The sequence below is a fragment of the Pampinifervens navoyensis genome (assembly GCF_046159715.1).
Classification (GTDB): domain Bacteria; phylum Aquificota; class Aquificia; order Aquificales; family Aquificaceae; genus Pampinifervens.
The window spans coordinates 22320-42225 of sequence record NZ_JBJXCT010000003.1; the positions used below are offsets into that span (position 1 = coordinate 22320).

The 19906-nt window shown below is 48.4% G+C and carries 22 protein-coding genes; 10 read left to right on the forward strand and 12 right to left on the reverse strand.

Going from position 1 to position 19906, the window contains the following annotated elements; genetic code table 11:
- Positions 1 to 19 precede the first annotated feature (19 nt).
- From ftsH to panD, 4 genes are read right to left on the reverse strand one after another with little or no spacing between them, the layout of a single operon-like run.
- A complete protein-coding gene (gene ftsH / locus ACKRDP_RS02880) occupies positions 20 to 1900 on the reverse strand; it encodes an ATP-dependent zinc metalloprotease FtsH (RefSeq protein WP_409153252.1) in 1881 nt (626 codons plus the stop codon).
- Between the two features lie 34 nt (positions 1901 to 1934).
- Complete coding sequence (tilS, locus tag ACKRDP_RS02885) at positions 1935 to 2828, reverse strand: tRNA lysidine(34) synthetase TilS (protein WP_409153253.1); 894 nt, start codon at positions 2826 to 2828, stop codon at positions 1935 to 1937.
- Positions 2825 to 3427 (reverse strand): hypothetical protein, encoded by a 603-nt coding sequence (locus tag ACKRDP_RS02890; protein ID WP_409153254.1) that lies wholly within the window; start codon positions 3425 to 3427, stop codon positions 2825 to 2827. Before ACKRDP_RS02890 ends, tilS begins: the two co-directional genes overlap by 4 nt.
- Positions 3417 to 3815, reverse strand: a complete 399-nt coding sequence (gene panD, locus ACKRDP_RS02895; RefSeq protein ID WP_409153255.1) for an aspartate 1-decarboxylase — start codon at positions 3813 to 3815, stop codon at positions 3417 to 3419. Before panD ends, ACKRDP_RS02890 begins: the two co-directional genes overlap by 11 nt.
- Before the next feature lie 76 nt (positions 3816 to 3891).
- On the opposite strand from panD, the gene ilvE reads away from it, so the two are divergent.
- From ilvE to ACKRDP_RS02915, 4 genes are read left to right on the forward strand one after another with little or no spacing between them, the layout of a single operon-like run.
- A complete protein-coding gene (ilvE, locus tag ACKRDP_RS02900; protein ID WP_409153256.1) occupies positions 3892 to 4809 on the forward strand; it encodes a branched-chain-amino-acid transaminase in 918 nt (305 codons plus the stop codon).
- A complete protein-coding gene (locus tag ACKRDP_RS02905) occupies positions 4799 to 5884 on the forward strand; it encodes a M28 family peptidase (protein ID WP_409153257.1) in 1086 nt (361 codons plus the stop codon). Before ilvE ends, ACKRDP_RS02905 begins: the two co-directional genes overlap by 11 nt.
- Positions 5881 to 6489: a LolA family protein gene (locus ACKRDP_RS02910; protein WP_409153258.1), complete on the forward strand. Its 609-nt coding sequence runs from the start codon at positions 5881 to 5883 to the stop codon at positions 6487 to 6489. The genes ACKRDP_RS02905 and ACKRDP_RS02910 overlap by 4 nt, the downstream gene beginning before the upstream one ends.
- Positions 6486 to 6947, forward strand: a complete 462-nt coding sequence (locus ACKRDP_RS02915) for a GNAT family N-acetyltransferase (RefSeq protein WP_409153259.1) — start codon at positions 6486 to 6488, stop codon at positions 6945 to 6947. The genes ACKRDP_RS02910 and ACKRDP_RS02915 overlap by 4 nt, the downstream gene beginning before the upstream one ends.
- Here the strand turns inward: ACKRDP_RS02915 and ACKRDP_RS02920 are convergent.
- Genes ACKRDP_RS02920 through ACKRDP_RS02955 form a run of 8 tightly spaced genes read right to left on the reverse strand, consistent with a single transcriptional unit; the run spans position 6910 to position 13023 of the window.
- Entirely contained in the window at positions 6910 to 7827 is a 918-nt protein-coding gene (locus ACKRDP_RS02920) for a TIGR00269 family protein (RefSeq protein WP_409153260.1), read from the reverse strand. The two genes, ACKRDP_RS02915 and ACKRDP_RS02920, sit on opposite strands and share 38 nt — an antisense overlap.
- Positions 7828 to 7831: 4 nt before the next feature.
- Positions 7832 to 8041: a MoaD/ThiS family protein gene (locus tag ACKRDP_RS02925; protein WP_409153261.1), complete on the reverse strand. Its 210-nt coding sequence runs from the start codon at positions 8039 to 8041 to the stop codon at positions 7832 to 7834.
- Positions 8038 to 8919: a methylenetetrahydrofolate reductase [NAD(P)H] gene (gene metF / locus ACKRDP_RS02930; RefSeq protein WP_409153262.1), complete on the reverse strand. Its 882-nt coding sequence runs from the start codon at positions 8917 to 8919 to the stop codon at positions 8038 to 8040. The genes ACKRDP_RS02925 and metF overlap by 4 nt, the downstream gene beginning before the upstream one ends.
- Positions 8882 to 9229: a hypothetical protein gene (locus ACKRDP_RS02935; protein WP_409153263.1), complete on the reverse strand. Its 348-nt coding sequence runs from the start codon at positions 9227 to 9229 to the stop codon at positions 8882 to 8884. The genes metF and ACKRDP_RS02935 overlap by 38 nt, the downstream gene beginning before the upstream one ends.
- A 3-nt stretch (positions 9230 to 9232) precedes the next feature.
- Complete coding sequence (locus tag ACKRDP_RS02940) at positions 9233 to 9529, reverse strand: GYD domain-containing protein (RefSeq protein ID WP_409153264.1); 297 nt, start codon at positions 9527 to 9529, stop codon at positions 9233 to 9235.
- 18 nt (positions 9530 to 9547) lie between these two features.
- Positions 9548 to 12577, reverse strand: coding sequence for an efflux RND transporter permease subunit (locus ACKRDP_RS02945; RefSeq protein WP_409153265.1), 3030 nt, complete (start codon positions 12575 to 12577; stop codon positions 9548 to 9550).
- A 36-nt stretch (positions 12578 to 12613) separates the two neighbouring features.
- On the reverse strand, positions 12614 to 12769 hold the full coding sequence (locus ACKRDP_RS02950) for a type II toxin-antitoxin system HicA family toxin (protein ID WP_409153266.1): 156 nt from the start codon (positions 12767 to 12769) through the stop codon (positions 12614 to 12616).
- A gap of 44 nt (positions 12770 to 12813) precedes the next feature.
- A complete protein-coding gene (locus ACKRDP_RS02955; protein WP_409153267.1) occupies positions 12814 to 13023 on the reverse strand; it encodes a type II toxin-antitoxin system HicB family antitoxin in 210 nt (69 codons plus the stop codon).
- 73 nt (positions 13024 to 13096) lie between these two features.
- On the opposite strand from ACKRDP_RS02955, the gene ACKRDP_RS02960 reads away from it, so the two are divergent.
- Genes ACKRDP_RS02960 through ACKRDP_RS02985 form a run of 6 tightly spaced genes read left to right on the forward strand, consistent with a single transcriptional unit; the run spans position 13097 to position 19904 of the window.
- Positions 13097 to 14161: an efflux RND transporter periplasmic adaptor subunit gene (locus ACKRDP_RS02960; protein WP_409153268.1), complete on the forward strand. Its 1065-nt coding sequence runs from the start codon at positions 13097 to 13099 to the stop codon at positions 14159 to 14161.
- Positions 14158 to 15375, forward strand: a complete 1218-nt coding sequence (locus tag ACKRDP_RS02965) for a TolC family protein (RefSeq protein WP_409153269.1) — start codon at positions 14158 to 14160, stop codon at positions 15373 to 15375. The genes ACKRDP_RS02960 and ACKRDP_RS02965 overlap by 4 nt, the downstream gene beginning before the upstream one ends.
- Entirely contained in the window at positions 15372 to 15947 is a 576-nt protein-coding gene (locus tag ACKRDP_RS02970; RefSeq protein ID WP_409153270.1) for a TetR/AcrR family transcriptional regulator, read from the forward strand. Before ACKRDP_RS02965 ends, ACKRDP_RS02970 begins: the two co-directional genes overlap by 4 nt.
- A complete protein-coding gene (locus tag ACKRDP_RS02975; RefSeq protein WP_409153271.1) occupies positions 15947 to 17206 on the forward strand; it encodes a TolC family protein in 1260 nt (419 codons plus the stop codon). The genes ACKRDP_RS02970 and ACKRDP_RS02975 overlap by 1 nt, the downstream gene beginning before the upstream one ends.
- Positions 17203 to 18321, forward strand: a complete 1119-nt coding sequence (locus ACKRDP_RS02980; RefSeq protein WP_409153272.1) for an HlyD family efflux transporter periplasmic adaptor subunit — start codon at positions 17203 to 17205, stop codon at positions 18319 to 18321. The genes ACKRDP_RS02975 and ACKRDP_RS02980 overlap by 4 nt, the downstream gene beginning before the upstream one ends.
- A complete protein-coding gene (locus ACKRDP_RS02985; protein ID WP_409153273.1) occupies positions 18318 to 19904 on the forward strand; it encodes a DHA2 family efflux MFS transporter permease subunit in 1587 nt (528 codons plus the stop codon). Before ACKRDP_RS02980 ends, ACKRDP_RS02985 begins: the two co-directional genes overlap by 4 nt.
- Positions 19905 to 19906 lie beyond the last annotated feature (2 nt).

Below are 19906 nucleotides of genomic sequence, written 5' to 3' on the forward strand. Positions count from 1 at the left end.
TTCACCTCCTTCTTTTTCATCATGCTACCTCCTGCTCAAGGCTTTTCTTCTCTTCCATCTCAACCTTAAACTCTTCCTTCTTGCACTCGCTTTTTACCTCAACTCCATGGAGTTTGAGTATTTCAACCACCTCCTCACAGGACATGGTTTCCTTTTCCAAAAGCCTTTTTACTACAGCCTGAATGGCTTCCCTGTATTCAAGAACGACTTTCTTCGTATCCTCGTATGCTTTTGTAAGTATCTTCTTTACCTCCTCGTCTATCTCCCTTCTCAGGTCCTCGCTTATATCCACGGAGGTTGTCATGCCACCAAGGAATGGGTTTACTGTTCTTCTCACCGCCAACGGACCAACGCGCTCACTCATGCCCCACATGGAAACCATCCTGTAGGCAAGCTCCGTTGCTCTTTGAAGGTCGTTCTCCGCACCTGTGGTGATGCCTTCTTTGCCGTAGAACACCTCTTCTGCAGCACGCCCGCCCATGAGGGTGAGTATCTTTCCGTAGAGGTCCTGCCTGTCATACATGTGCTTGTCATCTATGGGTAGCTGTTGCGTCACCCCAAGAGCCATACCCCTTGGTATTATGGAGACCTTGTGCAAGGCATCAGAGCCCGGGACCATCAGGCTCATTATGGCGTGTCCCATCTCGTGGTATGCGATTTTTTCTTTTTCTTTCGGTGAGATTACCATGCCCTTCCTCTCAAGACCCATGGTAATCCTGTCTATGGCTTCTTCTATGTCCTGCATCTCTATGGCTTCCTTTCCCTTCCTTGCCGCAAGAAGGGCCGCCTCATTCAGAACGTTCTCAAGGTCTGCGCCCGTAAAGCCTGGGGTCGCTCTTGCTACTATCTCAAGGTCCACATTGGGAGCCAGCTTCTTGTCCCTTGCATGCACCTTGAGTATTTCATACCTGCCCCTCACATCGGGTCTTGGTATGTATATCTGTCTGTCAAACCTGCCAGGTCTGAGCAGAGCAGGGTCAAGTATGTCCGGTCTGTTGGTGGCGGCAATGACTATTATTCCTTCGGAGGTGTCAAAGCCGTCCATCTCCACAAGGAGCTGGTTGAGGGTCTGCTCCCTCTCGTCATGCCCTCCTCCGAGGTTGAGGGCACCCCTCGAGCGACCCACTGCGTCTATTTCATCAATGAATATGATGCACGGAGCGTGCTTTTTTGCTGTATCAAAGAGGTCTCTCACCCTCGCAGCACCTACACCAACGAACATCTCCACAAAGTCAGAACCCGAAACTGAAATAAAGGGCACATGGGCTTCACCAGCAATGGCTTTTGCCAGAAGGGTTTTACCCACACCGGGCTCACCATAAAACATCACGCCCTTTGGAGGTCTACCGCCCAGCTTCTGGAACTTCACAGGGTCTTTCAGGTATTCTATTATCTCCTTGACTTCTTCTTTTACCTCTTCCATACCCGCCACATTCTCAAGGGTGACCTTGGGCTTCTCGTCTATGTATACCTTTGCTCTGCTTTTGCCAAAGCTGAAAGCCCTTGAGGTGGGGTTCCCCCCACCGCTCACCTGCCTCATCATGTATATCCATATGCCTATAAAAAGAAGAATAGGAAGCCATGAGACAAGAAAAGGCACAAGCCAGCTGCTTTCCTGCACAGCCACCTCAACCTTTACTCCCTTGTCTATAAGTTTGTTCACTATATCAGAACCCGGCGGTATGCCCGTCTCTATCTTCTGACCTTCTGTGGTCACACCTGTAAGCAGGTTATCCTTTACCTTTACCTCTTTAAGCTTGCCTTCCTCTGCAAGCTCAAGCACCGTGTTCACCGGTGTCCTGACTGCAGACTGGCTTCTATTGCTCTCAAAGAGGTTAAAGGCGAGAACCATAAAACCCAGAAGAACAACCCATATAAAAATGCTTTTCATCCACTGCATCCGCTTACCTCCACGCTTAAAGATTTAATATTAATCATGCCTCTGGGCTTTTCAAGGGCATGCCCCTTTTTACACTGTTTATAAAGCTTTCCACACCTTTCATGCTTTTTATACCGTAGAGCCTGTATATGAGTCTTCTCCTTATAGCATGGGGTAGCTTTAAAAATGCCCTTCTGTCCATATCGCCATCTTTTATAACACTCTCTATGGCTTCCTGTGTAAGTTTCTGAAGAACATCCTCCTCTTCCTTCAGTATTTCTCTGAGCCTGAGAAAGCTCTCCTCAAGCCTGGGGTTTATCTTTTTCAGCTCTGGGACAACTCTGTGCCTTATTAGATTTCTCGCGTAGCTCAGGTCGTAGTTGGTGGAGTCCTCTACCCATGTCTCTCCCTCTGATTTTACAAAATCCTCTATTTCCTCCCTTGTGGCAAGGTAGAGGGGTCTTATTACTCTTCCCTCTTTTTCTTCAAAGCCAAGGAGCCCCTCCCTTCCTGCACCACGCACAAGCCACAGGAGCATGGTCTCTAGGAGGTCGTTAAGGTGGTGGGCGGTGGCTATGAGGTCAAAGCCAGCCTCCTGCCTTATCTCTTCAAGGGCTCTGTATCTTAGCTCCCTTGCCCTTGCCTCAAGGTTTTCTCCATGGGACACAACCCTGAGCCTTCTTACGAAGATTTCAACTCCCTTACTCCTGGCAAAGTTCAGACAGAAGGACTCATCCCTGAAGGCTTCCTCCCCCCTTATCTGATGGTTTACGTGGGCAAGGGCGAGCCTCTTCAGCCTGAAAAAGTCCCATAGCCGGAGCATGCACAGGGCGAGGGCAACAGAGTCCACACCTCCTGAGAAGGCAATAAGAAGGGAAGAGTTTTCAGGTATAAGCCTTTTCTTCCTCTGAAACTGAACCACCTTTCTGAGCAGCCTGTGATATTTCATGCTGTAAGCCGTTTCTTTACCTCCTCATAGAAGGGGTGTGGAACGCCCTCCTGGTGAAGCCTCTCAAGAAGTTCAAGGGCGGATGTTCTGTCTCCCTTTCTTTCCAGGAGGTAGACCATTAGCTCGTAGGAGTTTATCTGAGGGAGTGTTCCCCCGTTCCTTTCTTTGAGTTCCTCCTTGTAGTCTTCAAAGAGCTCAAGGTCCATTCTGGCGTATTTTTCCATCCTTTCAAAATCTTTTAGCTTCTGGGAGAGCATAAGCAGGTCATTGAGTATGAGATGCCTCTCAAAAGCATTCTGACTGAGCTCAAGAGCTCTCAGATAAAGCCATTCTGCGTCCTCGTATTTCCCCTCAAGCAGGGCGGTCTGTGCAAGAGTGCCAAGAAGCGTTGTCCTGGTATAGCCAGGGTTGCTCACTTCTCCTGAGTCAAAATGCTTTGCCCGGAAGGGGAAGCGCATATCCTTTATGCTTTTAAGGGAAAAATAATACTTGACCCTCTTCTGGTCCCCCGGCTCAAGGGCTTCATACCAGTTCCAGAGGTCAAGGGCTTTCAGCACCCCTCCCTTTTCCCTGAAAATTCTGAAGACCTTACCAATCATAGGTGCTTCCTACACCCTCAATAACCATATCCCTCCTTACTTCCTTTATCTGATTGTTTTCGTTTACATAAACCAGATAGGGGCTGTAGTTTTCTAGCTCCTGTTCATTGAAAATTGCGTATGAAGCTATGATGATTATGTCGCCCACAGCGCCCAGCCTTGCAGCTGCACCGTTGAGCCTGACTTCACCGGAATACCTCGGGGCAGGTATCACATAGGTGGAAAAGCGTGCGCCGTTGCTCACGTTGTATACCTCTATCTTTTCAAAGGGCAAAAGGTCTGCCGCCTCCATCAGGGCAAGGTCAAGGGAGAGACTCCCTTCGTAATGAAGTTCTGCGCCCGTTATTCTTGCTCTGTGCACCTTTGATTTCAGCATAAACCTCTGCATACCTTCCTCCAGAGGAAATAAAAATATAACCTGAACCTTATAAACTTCAATGCCTTTTCTGATATAATCTATAGGCATGGAATACGCCTTTTTTGAAGGGAACTTCGTCCCCATAGAAGAAGCAAACATAAACATAAAGACCAACTCCTTCCACTACGGCACTGCCGTCTTTGAGGGTATTAGAGCCTACTGGAACGAAGAGCATGAGCAGCTGTATATCCTCTTTGCCAGAGAACATTACCAGAGGCTCATAAAAAACTGCAGGGCCATGTTCATGGAGCTTCCCTACAGCGTGGAGGACCTTGTTAGCATAACGGTAGAGCTCCTCAGAAAGAACCAGATAAGAGAGGATGTTTACATAAGACCCATAGCATACTTCAAAGACCTGAAACTCACACCAAAGCTCATAGACTACACTCCTGAAGTGGCCATATACACCTACAATTTTGGAAGGTATCTGGATACTTCCAAGGGCATAAGAGTAAAGGTTTCCTCCTGGAGGCGTAACGACGATAACTCCATACCTTCAAGATGGAAGGTGGCGGGAGCCTATGTAAACAGCGCACTGGCGAAAACAGAGGCTCTCATGGCAGGTTACGATGAGGCTCTCATGCTGAACCAGCACGGTTTTGTGGCGGAGGGGTCTGGAGAAAACATATTCCTCATAAGAGAGGGAAGGGCTATAACGCCCTCCTATTCAGAACATATACTTGAGGGCATAACAAGGTCTGCTGTAAAAAGACTTCTGAGAAATGAGCTTGTGGTTGAAGTGGAAGAGCGTCCTGTATCAAGGAGCGAGCTGTATGTGGCTGATGAGATTTTCCTTACAGGAACTGCAGCTGAGATAACTCCTGTGGTGGAGGTGGACAACAGGAAGGTGGGGAATGGAGAGACGGGAAGTATCACAAAAGAACTTCAGGAAATATACTTTCGTGCCGTGAGGGGAATGATAGAAAGATACTCTGGCTGGCTTACACCCGTTTATGAAAAGTGAAAGGCTGGAGTTTTTCAAGGAGTTTGCATACAGGACCCTAAACCACAACAGACTTACAGGAACAGATGGCAACGTAAGAGTTCGCAGGCTGATAGAGTCCTTCCTTGATTACACCTCCAGCAACTACAGGAAGGAGATTTTCCATACAAAAAAGCTCATACCCGAAGAGGCATGGCTCAGCATAGGTGACAGAAAGATAAGGGGTGTTGCTTACATTGGCAGCAGGTCTATTGATAGGGAATCCTACGCAAAGAGGGAATACATAGAAGGTGACATAGCCCTCATACCGGACTTAACCCGGGAAAAGGCTCTTCAGGCTCAGGAAAAGGGGGCTGTTGCGGTGATAACTTACAGGTCAGAGGATAAGGCAGACGCATACACCTATGGAAGCTATGTGGGTCTGGACATACCCGTGGTGAGCATAAGGCGTGAGGATGTTCCAGAGATAGAGGACTCTGAAGTATTACTCAGAGTAAAGTCAAGCGAAAGAGTGGTAGAGGGCACAAATTTTCTCATGGAAATAGGAAGAGGACCCATAATCTACATCATCTCCCACATGGACACCACCGTAGATATATACGGGGCTGTGGGCAACGGTGTTGGCTTTCTTCTTCTGCTCTTCCTTTACGAGGAGCTAAAGGAAAATTACACTGTTCCCTACAGGCTCAGGTTTCTTATCACAGATGCCAGAGAGCTTGGTATGGAAGGTGCGAAGTTTCATTTAAGGGGTGGTCTCAAGCACGTTTTTTACTGTATAAACCTTGAGGGTGTTGGATGGCACAACCCCTGCGTCCTCTACAGAGACTGGGGAGGGTATAACGGAGAAAAAATAAACCATATGTTTTACAAGCACCTGCAGGATATGAGGGTAAGCATAGACTTCTGTGAGGCAAAGGATAGGGATGGCGACCACATTCCCTTTAAGGAGCTTGGCATTCAAACCCTCTATCTCAGCTCTTATCCCTTTACCATAAGGCACACCCATTATGATGTCTACGACGCCATAAGCTGGGACCATGTAATAATGTGGTATGAAGTTATACTATCCTTTTTAAGGAGGTTTCACAAACTATGAGGCTCTTAATTCTTTTTACTCTTCTGCTTGCATACTCTGCCCTTGCCCAGTCCTTTGAGGACTTTCAGAAAAGGCTTGAAGACATAAGGAGCCTGAAGGTTGTATTTGTCCAGCGAGTTCAGTATCCATGGCAGTCAAAGCCTGACGTATCAAAGGGAACCTTTTATGCCCAGAGGGGTGGAAGGTTCAGGATAGAATACGAACAGCCGGAGAACACGCTCATAGTGTCCGATGGATTTCAGGTAATGGTCTATTCACCGAGGGATAGAACAGCCTTCCTTGACCGTCTTGAGAGAAACAGCTCACCAGTTGTGGAGGCCCTTTTTCTGGTGTCAAGACCTCTCTCTGAGGTGTTTGAGCTGGTTGGTGAGATGGAAAGTTCAAGGGGCAGAGTTTTCATACTCAAGCCAAAGGTCAGGGATGAATATTTTTCCAGGGTTCTGGTAGAGGTTTCCTCAAGGGGTGATATAAGGAGCATAAGGGTTGAAGAAAAGGAGGGAACCACTACCACAATAGAGTTCCTGAGTATGTCTTCCAACTTTACGCCCTCGGAGAACCTTTTTAGGGTCCGAGTTCCAGAGGGTGCAAGGGTAATAAGACCATGAAGATTCGCAGGGCAGAGGAGGGAGACATAAAAGAGCTGGTGGATGTCTATCTGCAGGGCTACAGAGGTCTTGAGGAATATTCCTATACTCATCCCGATGATGTGCAGGCATATCTTCACTGGCTTTTCAGAAGAGATGTGGCAGGCATATGGCTTGCGGAAGAAAATGGAAAGATTGTTGGTTTTATTGCAAGCGACGGAAACTGGTTCAGTAAGAGGGAAGGAAAGGTGGTGGGTGCTATTCATGAGCTTGTGATTCTTCCAGAATACAGAAAAAAGGGCATAGGGAAGGCTCTTGTGGAGAGGGCCCTGGAATACTTCAAAAGTAGAGGACTTGAGATTGCAGAGCTCTGGGTGGGTGATGAAAACACAGGGGCAATGGACTTTTACAGGAATCTTGGGTTTGAGGAAAAAGACAGGTTTAACTACTGGGTGAGGATGACAAAAGCTCTGAAGTGAGCCTTTCTTTTAGCTTGCATACAGAACACACCTCTGCGGTGGTAGGCTCGCCACAGACAGTGCATGGTCTTAGCTTCACTTCCTTAGACTCAAGCAAAGGATGGAGCCTTCTTATAAAGTCCATGTAAAACCTCAGCTTTGTGCCGGGGCTATTCTCCTCTACTTGCGAGAGTATCTTCTTGTGTTCTATGGAGCTCGCCCCCTCTGCAAAGGGACATTCCTCCTCCACATACTCAATCCCTGAGAGGAAGGCATAAAGGGCGTTTTCCTTCTCAGTAAACTTAAAGAGTGGTTTTACTTTTCTCACAAAGCCATCGCCCTCTGGAAGAACTGGAAACTGCCTTGAAAGATAGTCCATGTTCCAGCTGAGCACATTGGAAAAGAGCGTAGCACTTTCATCATCAAGGTTATGTCCGGTGGCTATGACCCTGTAGCCCCTTTCCCTGGCAAAGCGGTTCATGTAGTATCTTTTGAGCTGTCCGCAGAAGGAGCAGGCAGGGCGGGACTCCACCTCACTTATCTGAGGTATTGTAGCAATTTCCTGACGCAGTTCCACCACAGAAAGCTCAAGCCCTCTTTCAAGGGCAAACTTCTCACACGCCTGCCTTGACCTTTGAGAATACTCGCCTATGCCAAGGTCTATGTAAAGCCCGTCCGCTCTGTAGCCAAGCCTGTGCAGTGCATCCCACAGAGACAGGCTGTCCTTTCCACCAGAGACCGCCACAAGAACTCTGTCCTCCCTCTGGAACATGCTGAACTCTCTTACGGTGGACTCTACCCTCCTGAGATACCACTCTATGTAGTGCTCTTTGCAAAGAGAGAGCCTGTGCTGTGGCAGGGACACAACAGCCTTCTGACCGCACTTCTGACATTTACGCATTCTCTTAAATATATCCACCCGATATAGCGTTTATTACCCTGAGGCTCTCCCCGTCTTTTATGAAGTCCCTTTCGTCCAGAATCTCATCCCCCTTCACCACAAAGGCGTATTCCCTTGAAAGCCCAAGAGACCTCAGCAGGTCCTTTACCCTTACCCTATCCCCTTCAAACTCCAGTTCAAGGCTCTGCCCCCTGTAGCTAACCCTGACCCTCATGCCCTCAGAGCACCCTTGATGCCTTCGTATACAAGCAGTGTAGCCCTTGACTTGTTCAGAGTATAAAAGTGCAGTCCCTGAACGCCGTTCTCTAAGAGGTCAAGACACTGCTCTGTGGCAAACTCCACGCCTATCTTGAAGGTTTCCTCCGGGTTGTCCGCATAGGGTTCAAGCTTCTCCACCAGGCTCTGGGGTATGGTGGCACCGCACATGCTGGCAAACCTCTGAATCTGCCTGAAATTGGTGATGGGCATTATACCGGGTATGATGGGAATATCTATGCCCTCTTTACTGCACAACTCCACAAACTCATAGAAGAAGGAATTATCAAAAAACATCTGTGTTATGGAAAAGTCTGCACCCGCCTCCACCTTCTTCCTGAAGTATCTTATCTCCCACTCCATGTTGGGAGACTCGGGGTGTCCCTCAGGGTAAGAGGCCACGCCTATGGAAAACCATGCGCCAAAACTTTCCCTTATCAGCCTCACAAGTTCATCAGAATGCCTGCAGGCACCCTCGGGGGGCCTGAAGTCGGGCATGTTTGCAGGCACATCCCCTCTAAGGGCAAGTATGTTCTCTATGCCCATGTGCCTGTATTCTTCCAGTATTTGCAAAAGCTCCTCTTTTGTATGTGCTATGCAGGTAAGATGTGCCATCACAGTCAGGTCTGTTTCCCTGTGAATCCTTTCCACCACCCTGCGCGTTCTGTCTCTTGTGCTTCCACCCGCACCGTAAGTGACGGAAACAAAGGTAGGGTTAAGAGGCTGAAGGCTCTTTATGGTCTGAAAGAGCTCTTCCTCTCCCTCAGAAGTTTTGGGAGGGAAGAACTCAAAAGAAACGCTAAACCCTTTCTGTTTCAGATACTCTCCTATCTTCAAGCAGTGCCTCCGCAAAGTTTATGAGCCTTATTTTACAGGGTGCAGGCGACTTTATGAACATGCTTAGCAGGCTTATGAGCCTTTCTGTCTCTTCTGGATGCTCCTTCACAAAAGAATGAAGAAGGGGGAGGATGTCCTCTATCTCAAAGCTTAGCTCCCGTATGTGCCTTATTTCCTCTGGATTTTTCCCCTCTCTGAAAGCCCTCAGAGCCTTCATAGCCCTGCTTATAAGGTCATCTCTGGTCTTTGCCCACTTAAAGTCTGTGTATCTTGTGGTTATTTCAAAAAAGGCTCTGAGGGAGGGCAGCATATATCAGCCAAGCTCTTTCAGGTCCTTTATAAACTGGTCCACATCAAGGGCGGGCATGGTCAGCGTCCTTATGGTGCCCCTTGAACCCAGCTCCACAGCCATCTTCACTATAGTGTCGTTGTCCGGAGCCTCAAGGATGTTTACAAAGTCATAGGGACCCATCACCACATACTGAGCCAGCACCTTCACACCAAAGCGTTCCAGCACCTCCTTATCCACTTCCTTTATCCTCTCAGGCTTGTGCTTGAGGGTCTTCATACCCTCATCTGTAAGGGTTGTGAGCATCACATACACTGGCATGGCTTACACCTCCTTAGTTTATTTTCTAATATGATACTTCCTCAGCCCAATTCTGTCAAAGAGTTCATAGAGCACCGGAAGCAGGAAAAGGCTCAGGGGCAGTCCTGTAAATATGCCACCTATGACTGCTAAGGCAAGGGGCTTTCTCAGTTCTGCACCTGCAGTCAGTCCCAGAGCCACTGGTGTGAGGGCTGAGACGATGGTAAAGGTGGTCATTAGTATGGGTCTGAGCCTTTCTCTTCTTGCCTGAAGTATTGCCTGACGGGTCTCTATACCTTCCTTCCTGAGCTGAATGATCCTCTCTATAAAGAGAACCGCGTCGCGCACGATTATTCCTACCAGCAGGATTATTCCAAAGTAGGAAGGGACGCTGAGAGATGTGTTCGTTAAGAGAAGAAGTCCAAAAGCTCCTGCCACAGCAAGGGGAACCATGAGAAGAACTGTAAAGGGATGCCTGTAGCTCTCAAAGAGGGAGGCAAGCACCATGTATACACCCACGAGGGCAAATATTAGGGCAAAGCCGAGCCCCTGAAAGGCTCTCTGAAACTCCCTTGCCTGACCCACCGGTTCAAAGGTGTAGCCCGGTGGGAGGTTGTTTCTGAGCCACTCTTCTACCTCTACCACTGCACTGGCAAGGGGCTTTTCTGGAGAGAGATTGGAGAAAAAGGTAAGGGAATACTGTCTGTTGTAGCGGTTTATTGCCTTGTAGCCTGTGGCAATCTGAATGTCTACAAGCTCTGTGAGGGGGATAAGTTCCCCCTTAAAGTTTCTAACAAAGACCTTTCTGAGGTTTTCCACGTTCTGCACAAATTCGGGCACAGCCTTCACATACAGGTCGTAGCTCTCCGCACCGAGCTCATAGGTGCCCAGCTGAAACTTGCCAAAAAGCACATTCAGAGTTGTTGCCACGTCCTCCACATTCACCCCCAGGTCTCCCAACTTTTCCCTGTTTACCCTTATCTGAACTTGAGACTCGTTGAGCCTGAGGTCTGTGTCCACGTCCCTGTAGCCGGGCCTGTTTCTGAACTCTGAGGTGAGCCTGCTGGCTATGGTCTGAAGCTCCTCAAGGGAAGGTCCTCTTATGGCATACTGCAGGTCCACCTGCCTTCCACCTCCAGGTCCCACTATACCCGGAGGCTCTATGCTTACCCTCACATCCTTTACCCTCCTGAGTTCTTCTCTTACCATTTCCATTATCTTTGCCTGATGGGGTCTTTTACCCTCTTTGAGGTAAACAAAGCCAAGTCCTCCATTTACATCGGGCCTTCCTGCCACCCCCTGACCCATGGCAAGTCCAAAGCGGTCTACATATGGGTTCTTCAGAAGTATGGCTTCTATCTCCTGAGTTTTCTTCTCTGTGTATTCAAAGGAAGAGCCCACAGGCGTTTCAAACCTCACGAGAAATCTGCCCTCGTCCACTATGGGGAAAAACTCCTTCTTTGTCGCCCTGAAGAGCTGAAAACCAATAAAAACACTGACAAGGGATAGTGCTATAACAATCGCCTTGTGGTCAAGAGCCCATCTCAGAAGTCTGTCAAAGAAGGCCTCAAACCTCTCGTAAGCCTTCACAAAGGGGTTTGTGGAGGGTGGTCCAGCTACAAGCCTTGAGACTGCCATGGGTGTAAAGCTAACCGCTACAAGGTATGAAAGGGCAATGGCTATCACGAGGGTCAGGGCAAAGCTGCCAAAAAGCTTGCCCACAACACCTTTCAGGAATATTATGGGAAGGAAAACTATCACAAGAGAGGCGGTGGAGGCGAGGAGTGCAAATACAACAATCCTTGTGCCTTTCTCTCCCGCTTCAATAGGCTCCAGCCCCTCCTCATGCCTCCTTCTGTATATGCTTTCAAGCACCACTATGGCATCGTCTATAACAATACCTACCGCCACCGCAAGGGCAAGAAGGGTAAAGGTGTTGAGGGAGTTGCCAAGCTGGTATATGAAAAAGACAGTTCCCAGAAGGGTTATGGGTATGGCAAAAACAGGCACCAGGGTGAGCCTGACGCTTCCGAGGAAGAAGTAGACCACAAGGGCAGTCAGAAGGCTACCTATTATGATTTCCTCTATGGCTGCTTTGACGCTGTCTTTTACAAATATGGAAGAGTCAAAGGTGTAATCCATCCTCATTCCAGGGGGTAGTTGACGGTTGAGCTCTTCCATCTTTGCCTTTACCGCATCCACTACCTGAACTGTGTTGGTTTTGGATTGCTTGTAGACCACAAGAGCAACGGCTTGCTCTCCCATAAACCTTGACATTCCTCGTCTTTCGTCTTCTGTAAACTCCACAAAGCCCACGTCCCTGAGCCTTACACCGTTTCTTATGTAGACCCCCTCAAGCTCCTTCGGGTCCTGAGCCTTTCCGTAGAGCCTTATTATGTATTCTCTATTTTTGCCGTATATGGCTCCCGCCGGAGCTTCAAGGTGATTTTTGCTCATCGCGTCAATAACATCCTGAACCGCAAGCCCCCTTGAGTAGAGCTTTTCCGGCTCAACCCTTACCCAGAGCACATTGTCTCTGAAACCTCCCAGGTCCACCTGACCCACGCCGTTTATCCTCTCAAACTCCCTCTTTATCACCTTATCCGCCCAGTAGGCAAGGGTTTGGTAATCCGCGGTTTTCGAGTAAAGTAAGGTCACAAAGACAGGAGCAAGAGATGTGTCCACCTTCCTAACTACAGGAGGGTCAACTCCCTCAGGAAGCCTTCTGAGGGCTCTCTGCACCGCATCCCTGACTTCCTGCGCCGCCACATCTATGTCCTTTTCGAGGGAGAAGGTAATTGTTATCCTTGAAGTGCCTGCAAAGCTGGCGGAGGATATGGTCTCAATACCGCTTATGGTGGCTATCTGGTCTTCTATCTCTCTGGTGACATTCACATCCACCACGTAGGCGTTGGCGCCGGGATAGGTGGTTACTATACTCACTGTGGGAAAGTCCACATCAGGAAGCCTGTCAAGAGGGATTATCCTCAGAGAGTATAGGCCCAGGATTATGAAGGCTATCATGAACATCCAGGAAGTGACTGGTCTGTGTATAAAAAAGCGATACATGGCAGGTATATTATAACCGACCGACTGGTCAGTATGTTAGGGACTTTCCCCAATAACTCTAAATATTTCTTTCACTATCTTGGGATGCAGAGTTTTGCCAGCATGAAAGGGAATTACAATTCTCAAATTACCCTTGCCATAGATGCGATGGCTTCCTTTTGTTCTCAGCAACTCAAAGCCCTTTTCCAGCAACAGCCTTTACGCTTCCTGTGGCGTAAGCCTCGGCAATCTTGGCATTATAGTTCTACAAAGGCGGTAATGACTTCCTTACTCTTGAGGTCCATTAAGTCTTCCTCTGTAAGAGTTTCAATATACAGCTCAATGGCTTCTCTTATGTTTTTCATAACCTCTTCAAAGGTATCTCCCTGCGTCTGACAACCGGGCAAATCTGGACAGTAGGCGTAGAAACCATGTTTATCCTTTTCAATAACCACAAGATACGCCATGATTTACTATTAAATGCCTTCCCGTACGTTTGTCAACCGACCGACCGGTCAGTATGTTATAATGTAAGGTGCTATGAGGAAATTCCTCTCTGTGTTGACAGCTTTTTCTCTAACTTTTGTCCTCTCATGCCAGAAGCAGGCTCAGAAGCCACAAGACCAGCAAACTCAGGAAAGAAAGGTTGTGGTCAGCCTTTACAGGGTAAAGTCTGAAGATGTCCCCATTGAATACAGCACAAAGGGTTACTTTGAAGGGGAAAAGGATGTGATTCTCAGACCCCTTGTCAGCGGGAGGGTTCTGAACCTTTTTGTGGAAGAGGGGGATTTCGTAAGGAGCGGGCAGGCACTCTTGAAAATAGACCCTGCAGACTACGAAAATACCCTAAGACAGTTTGAGGCGCAGCTGGCTCAGGCGAGGGCAAGCTACGAAAACCAGAGAGCCATTGCAGAGAGAAGAAGGTTTCTCTTTGAGAGGGAGCTGATAGCCAGAGAAGAGTATGAAAATGTGCAGACGCAACTCAGGGCTCAGGAAGAATTCATAAGAAGCCTTCAGGCACAGATATCCAACGCAAGGCTCAGCCTTCAGAGAACCACACTCACCGCACCTTTCTCTGGATACATAGCCCAGAAGTTTGTAAACGTGGGTGATTACATAACTCCCCAGAGCCAGACTTTCAGGCTGGTGACCCTTGACCCCATAAGGTTTGTGTTTCAGACTCCTCAGGAGTATGTGATTCACGCAAGTGAGGGCTCAAGGGTAAGGATAAGAGTGGAGCCTTTTGGAGAGTTTGAGGGGATTGTGTTTTTTGTCTCGCCAGCGGCAGATTCCAACAGACTTCTTACCATAAAGGCAAGGCTCAAAAACCCCAGAGGTGAGCTCAAGCCAGGCATGTATGGGGAGGCTAAGCTACTGCTTGGCGTTGAAAGGGGCTTTGCGGTGCCAGAACAGGCTGTGGTTGTTCAGGGAAATAGAAAGGTGGTCTGGAGGATTCAGGATGGCATAGCACAGCCCGTGCAGGTGGAGGTGATAAAACAGGGGCAGGGTGTAGTTTACGTAAAGGGTGACCTCAGAGATGGTGAGGGAATCGCTCTTGAAAATGCCTACGTGCTCCAGCAGGGTGTAAAGGTGGAAGTAAGATGAGGTTTATTCTTATTTTTCTGCTAAGCATAAAGTTGACGCTCGCCCTTACTCTTGAGCAGGCAATAGATTTTGCGGTCAGGAACAACACCTCAGTGAGGCTCTCTCTTCTTGACCTCCAGAAGGCGGAGGAAAACATAAGAAAGGCCAGGGCTGGCATACTTCCACAGGTAAGCTTCTCATACAGCTATACAAGGCTGGGCGGAGACCTTGCCTTTGGCTTCACCCCCAAAAACAGACACAGCTACATACTTGAAGTAGACCAGACAGTATTTAACCGTGCAGTCCTTGAGGGTCTGAGCCTTGCAAAAGAACAGAAAGAGCTCCAGAGCCTGATATACGAAGACACCAAAAGGGAAGTGGAGTTTCAGACAAAGCAGCTCTTTTATGCTCTTCTTTACAAAAAGGAAGTTGTAAAGCTCCTTGAGGAAAATCTCAGATACTGGGAAGAGAACTACAGGCAGACAGAAGGCAAGTTTCAGGCAGGGGTGGTTCCCAAGGTGGAGCTCATGAGGGCAAAGGCTCAGCTGGAGAATGCGAGGGCACAGCTGGAGAATGCAACTGCAGATTACAGAAAGAGTCTTGAAGACTTTAAAGCCTTTCTCAGGTTTGAAGGAGAGCCAGAGCCGGAAGGAAAACTACAGATGCAGCCCCTGAATGGGGAAGACCACAAAAAACTTCTTGAAAACAACAGCACGCTAAAGGTTGCCAGAAAAAGCCTTGAAGTTGCCCAGAGAGCCCTTGATCTACAGAGGTCTCAGTATTACCCCAGCCTTGACCTCTTTGCCACCTACCAGGGCAGCACTGCAAGGATTGGGGGAAAGGATAGCCTGGTGGATGGTTACACTGTGGGTGCAAGGCTAAATTACAGGATATTTGACGGCTTTGCCCGTGAGTCAAGCATAGCTCAGGCAAGGATAGACCTTCTCAAGCAGGCAGAAAATCTCAAGGATACAGAACAGAGGCTCAGAGCCGAGCTCAGCAAAACTCTTCTGGACTTAAACTCTCTCATGGCTCAGATAGGGGCAGTAGAGCTATCTCTTGAATCTGCGAGGGAAAGCTTGAGGCTTTCCACGGAGAGATACCGCTTTGGCGTTGCCACACAGCTTGAAGTGCTTGATGTCATAAGTAATTACAACAACACTCTACAGAACTACTATTTTCTGCTCTATTTATACAACACTGCAGTAGCCAGGCTTGAAAGGCTTACAAAATGAGTGCAAGAGAGAGAATAATTCAGTCTGCCAAAGAGCTTTTCTCCCAGAAGGGTTATAACCACACCACAGTGGAAGATATAGTAAAACATGCTGGCCTTTCAAAGGGTGCCTTTTACTTCTACTTCAAGAGCAAGGACCAGCTCATGGAGGAGCTCATAAACAGTATGGCTAACAGGACAAAGGAGATAATGAAAAGGTGGCTGGAGAAGGATGTTTCAGCAGAGGAGGCTATAAAGGGGCACATAAGGGACTTTCTCCTTGAATGCTACGAGGACAGGCATATAGCCTATGTGTTCTTCTTTGAGCTCATGTGCAGTAAGGAGGAATTCAGAAAGCTGCACAGCATGCACCTGCAGGAGATAAGAGAATTGCTCTCTCAGATGGTAAAAAAGGGCTACGAAAGAGGTGAGTTTCTGTGCGGAAGTGTAAAAACCCTTGTTAATCTCATAGCAGGCTACATAAGGCTTATATACATGGAGGGGCTCCTCCTTGACCACACTCCTCTGGAAGATGTTTTGAAGGAGGCGGAGGAGGGCCTTGAAATCATATTCAGGGGGCTGAAATGTGGCTAATGCTACTTCTTCTCACTTTCTGCGGATTTTCCTTTTCCCTGAGCCTTGAAGAACTCCTCAGCTCTGCAGTAGAAAAAAATCCCAGGCTATCTGTAAAAAGGTATGCGGTGGAGTCTGCACGCCTGAACCTGAAGGGTGAGACACAGCTTTATTATCCCGAATTCTTTGCTGGATACAGGTTTTCTTTTCAGTCTGAAAAGCAGTCTATAAGCGTGCCGGCTTTTTGGGGCTTCCAGCCCTTTGAATTCAGCAGTTCAAAGAGAAGCTATCAGAACCTGCAGGCGGGCGTAAGGCAGTTCCTCTATGATGGAGGGCTGAGAGCCTCAAGGGTAGACATAGCAAGGAGCAGGCTGAAAATCTCAGAGGAGGATTACGCAGAAACTCTGCTGGATGTAAAGCTGGAGGTGATAAGGGCCTATCTATCTGTGCTCTCCTCTGCAGAGCTCCTGGAAGTTCTCAAAAAGCAGAGGGAAGCGGTGCATGCTGACCTTACGCAGAGGGAAGCATTTTTCAGAGAAGGCCTGGTTGCCATAACAGACGTGCTACAGGCAAGGGTCAGGCTTGCGGAGGTGGAAAGGGACCTCAGGCAGGCAGAGGGAAGTTACCGTGTGGCCATTGCAAACCTCTCAAGGCTTACAGGCATTGAAGAAGACAGACTGAAGGACATAAAGCCAGTAAACATTAAGCCTGAGATGGAAAGCCCTGAATCGCTCATACAGAGGGCATTGCAGAGACGGCCCATCACAAAACTGACCGCACAGAGGCTCGAAGCGACAAAAAGTCAGAGAAGGATTGAGTTATCTCAGTTCCATCCTAGGGTCTTCTTTGAGGGAGTTTACAACTACTCAGACCAGAACCCGACCCTGTCTCCAAAGGGGTTCTTTGTGCTCAGTGCGGGCATGAGCATCAGCTTTCAGTCTCTCAGCTCCTATTACAGAGCCCTTGCCCTTGTAGAGGAAGAAAAGGGCATAAGAGAAGAGCTCAGGGACTTACAGCAATCTATAGCCCTTAAGGTAAGGTCTGCCTATGAAAACTTCCTGACAGCACAGGATAATCTGAAAGTAGCAGAAGAGGCCCTCACTTTTGCAGAGGAATACTACAGGTTATCTCTGGAGCAATACAGAAATCAGATAATAAGCGGCACTGACCTTCTTCAGGCGGAGGCAAGCAGGACACAGGCTCTAAGGTCTAAAGTCATAGCCTACTACAGGCTTCTTGAAGCCTACTTTGAACTGCTCAGAGAGGTAGGTGAGTTATGAAGAAGCTGGGTGCAGTCATAGTAATCCTGTTAATCCTTGTCTTTGGCTTTCTTTCCTACAGGTGGATAAAGCACAGGATAGAATATGCCATAACCGATGCGGTTTTTATAAGGGCAGAAAACATGAGCAACGTAGCCTTTGAAGTGGGAGGAAGAGTGGTGGAGGTCTACAGGGACATGGGAGACAGAGTGAAGAGGGGGGAAGTTATTGCAAGGCTTGAACCTGAAGACTACAGGCTGCAGCTTGAGGTGCTTCAGGGCAGGCTCTCCTCCATGATTGCCCAGAAGGAAGCCCTTGAGCTTCAGCTAAATAGGTCTCAGGGTCAGATTAATATAGGTGTAGATATCTCAAAAGACACGCTCAGCGAAGTAAAAGCCAGAGAGGAAGCCCTCAGGAAGCAGATACAGGAGATGGATGTTCAGCTTGAGCAGGCAAAGCGAGACAGAGACAGACTGGAAAATCTACTGAAAGAGGGTCTGATACCAAAGCAGAAGTTTGAACAGGCTGACACTTCTTACAGAAGCCTTCTTATGAGAAAGAAAGCCCTTGAGGACCATCTGAAAGAACTCAGAGCGGTCTACTCAAAAGCTCAGGGAGAATTCGAAAGGGCTCAGTTAGACAGGCTTAGGGTGCAGGAACTCAAAAAACAGGTCAGCTCCCTTGAAGAGGAAATAAAGGCTTTAAGGGCACAGATACAGAAGGCTCAGCTTGACCTGCAGAGGACTGAGCTTCGCTCCCCTGTGGATGGAGTTGTGGCAAAGAGGTTCATAAGCGTGGGGGACATGGTAAGACCAGGTCAGCCAGCTTTCAGCCTTGTGGATGACAGCTCACTCTTTGCGGAGGCTCTCCTTGAGGAAACAAAGCTCAGAGGTATAAAGCAGGGCTCAAAGGCATACATCAGGCTTGATGCCTATAAGGGTGTTGTGTTTGAAGGGGTAGTGGAAGAGATAAGCCCTGCCTCCGCCGCCACCTTCGCCCTCGTGCCAAGAGATATATCCGCCGGGGAGTTCACAAAGGTGGTGCAAAGGATACCCGTAAAGATTAAGATAACAAAGGGAGACATGAGCCTTCTCAGAGTTGGCATGGGAGGAAGGGTGGAGATAAGGAGAGAATGAGAGAAGAAAAGCCCTTTCACGAAGCCCTAACGCCCCCAGAGCGTGCAGTCCTGACCCTCTCTCTGATGATAGGGGTCTTTATGGCAATCCTGGATACCACCATAGTGGACATAGTGGTTCCAAAGATGATGGCACCTCTGAGCACAGACCTCTATGGCGTCCAGTGGGTGATAACCTCCTACATGACCTCCGCAGCTACCGCCATCTTGCTGGTAGAGTGGCTTGAAAGCAGGGTGGGACTCAAAAGGGTGTTTCTGGCGGGCCTTTTTCTCTTCACCACCGCCTCCTTTTTCTGCGGTCAGGCTCAGTCCCTTGAGTGGATGATAGCTTCAAGGACCGTTCAGGGTTTTGGTGAATCCCTCATAGTGGTCAGTGCGGAGGCCCTTCTTTTTTCCGCCTATGCCCCAGAGAAGAGGGGTCTTGCCATGGGCATATATGGGCTCGGGGTGAGCTTTGCTCCCGCTCTTGGTCCTACCCTTGGAGGCTGGATAACAGAACATATAGACTGGAGATGGATTTTCTACATAAACCTTCCCATAGGCATACTCAACTTTACCCTTGCCCTTTTCTTTCTCAAAGACTACAGACCTATCCACAGGCTAAGGCTCAATTTTCTCTCCTACCTTCTCATCTCCCTTGCCACTGTGAGCCTGCTTGTGGTGCTCTCAAGGGGACAGAAGGAGGGCTGGTTTGCCAGCGACTTTATACTCCATCTTTCTCTTCTTTCTCTCTTTTCTTTCCTTCTCTTTCTGCTATCAGAACTCACATCCAGAAATAAGCTTATAGACCCTTCCATCTTCAGGATAAAGGAGTTTGTGGTCGCCTTCTGGGTCTACTGCTTTGTGCTGGGCTTTTCCATGTATCAGGTCTTCTATCTTATACCTCTTTATTTTGAAAAGCTCAAGGGCTACACAACCCTTCAGGCGGGGCTTGCCATACTTCCCATGGCCCTTACCATAGGCTTTCTCTCTCCAGTTGCGGGCATAATCTCCGATAAAAAATCACCAAGGTTTGCCCTGTATGTGGCAACAGTTCTTTATCTGTCAGTCGCCTTTCTTTTGCTGCCAAGGCTCAACTACTTTACTCCGGGGAGCACTGCGGTGCTCTATCTTGTGGCGATGGGTGCAGGTATGGGCTTTTTCTTTGCTCCTGTGACTCAGATGGCGCTGAAGAGACTGGGGGAAAAGACTACCCTCGGAGTGAGCCTTATGCACTATATAAGATTTGTGGGTGGGTCTTTTGGCACAGCCCTTGCTACCAACGACCTTCAGAGGTTTGCCGCAGAAAACCTTCAGAGGAGCACAGAGCTTCAGAACCCATACTGGCTTCAGATGAAGATAAAGGAGGCAGCTGATTTTATATACCAGTTTTCCCATCAGGCTGAAGAAAGGGCAAAAGCAATGCTCTACCAGCTCCAGAGCCTCTATGCCATGTCGGATGCCTTTGGTTCAACCCTTCTTCTGGCAGCCTTCTGGGCTCTTCTTGGCAGTCTGCCGGTCCTCTATCTTTTCTGGGAGGACATCAGGGATTTGCTGTCACATGGTCTTACAAAAGAAGTTGCAGAAAAAAGTCAGGAGGTGTGAGC

Bases quoted from the DNA above. Each gene is read 5' to 3' on its own strand.
- ilvE (WP_409153256.1), top strand. From the start codon at position 3,892: ATGGAATACGCCTTTTTTGAAGGGAACTTCGTCCCCATAGAAGAAGCA.
- ACKRDP_RS02975 (WP_409153271.1), top strand. From the start codon at position 15,947: ATGCTACTTCTTCTCACTTTCTGCGGATTTTCCTTTTCCCTGAGCCTT.
- ACKRDP_RS02985 (WP_409153273.1), top strand. From the start codon at position 18,318: ATGAGAGAAGAAAAGCCCTTTCACGAAGCCCTAACGCCCCCAGAGCGT.
- ACKRDP_RS02935 (WP_409153263.1), bottom strand. From the start codon at position 9,229: ATGCTGCCCTCCCTCAGAGCCTTTTTTGAAATAACCACAAGATACACA.
- ACKRDP_RS02940 (WP_409153264.1), bottom strand. From the start codon at position 9,529: ATGCCAGTGTATGTGATGCTCACAACCCTTACAGATGAGGGTATGAAG.
- ACKRDP_RS02905 (WP_409153257.1), top strand. From the start codon at position 4,799: ATGAAAAGTGAAAGGCTGGAGTTTTTCAAGGAGTTTGCATACAGGACC.
- ACKRDP_RS02915 (WP_409153259.1), top strand. From the start codon at position 6,486: ATGAAGATTCGCAGGGCAGAGGAGGGAGACATAAAAGAGCTGGTGGAT.
- ACKRDP_RS02960 (WP_409153268.1), top strand. From the start codon at position 13,097: ATGAGGAAATTCCTCTCTGTGTTGACAGCTTTTTCTCTAACTTTTGTC.
- ACKRDP_RS02890 (WP_409153254.1), bottom strand. From the start codon at position 3,427: ATGATTGGTAAGGTCTTCAGAATTTTCAGGGAAAAGGGAGGGGTGCTG.
- tilS (WP_409153253.1), bottom strand. From the start codon at position 2,828: ATGAAATATCACAGGCTGCTCAGAAAGGTGGTTCAGTTTCAGAGGAAG.
- ACKRDP_RS02955 (WP_409153267.1), bottom strand. From the start codon at position 13,023: ATGGCGTATCTTGTGGTTATTGAAAAGGATAAACATGGTTTCTACGCC.
- ACKRDP_RS02925 (WP_409153261.1), bottom strand. From the start codon at position 8,041: ATGAGGGTCAGGGTTAGCTACAGGGGGCAGAGCCTTGAACTGGAGTTT.
- ACKRDP_RS02920 (WP_409153260.1), bottom strand. From the start codon at position 7,827: ATGCGTAAATGTCAGAAGTGCGGTCAGAAGGCTGTTGTGTCCCTGCCA.
- ACKRDP_RS02910 (WP_409153258.1), top strand. From the start codon at position 5,881: ATGAGGCTCTTAATTCTTTTTACTCTTCTGCTTGCATACTCTGCCCTT.
- ACKRDP_RS02980 (WP_409153272.1), top strand. From the start codon at position 17,203: ATGAAGAAGCTGGGTGCAGTCATAGTAATCCTGTTAATCCTTGTCTTT.
- ftsH (WP_409153252.1), bottom strand. From the start codon at position 1,900: ATGCAGTGGATGAAAAGCATTTTTATATGGGTTGTTCTTCTGGGTTTT.
- ACKRDP_RS02965 (WP_409153269.1), top strand. From the start codon at position 14,158: ATGAGGTTTATTCTTATTTTTCTGCTAAGCATAAAGTTGACGCTCGCC.
- ACKRDP_RS02970 (WP_409153270.1), top strand. From the start codon at position 15,372: ATGAGTGCAAGAGAGAGAATAATTCAGTCTGCCAAAGAGCTTTTCTCC.
- ACKRDP_RS02945 (WP_409153265.1), bottom strand. From the start codon at position 12,577: ATGTATCGCTTTTTTATACACAGACCAGTCACTTCCTGGATGTTCATG.
- panD (WP_409153255.1), bottom strand. From the start codon at position 3,815: ATGCAGAGGTTTATGCTGAAATCAAAGGTGCACAGAGCAAGAATAACG.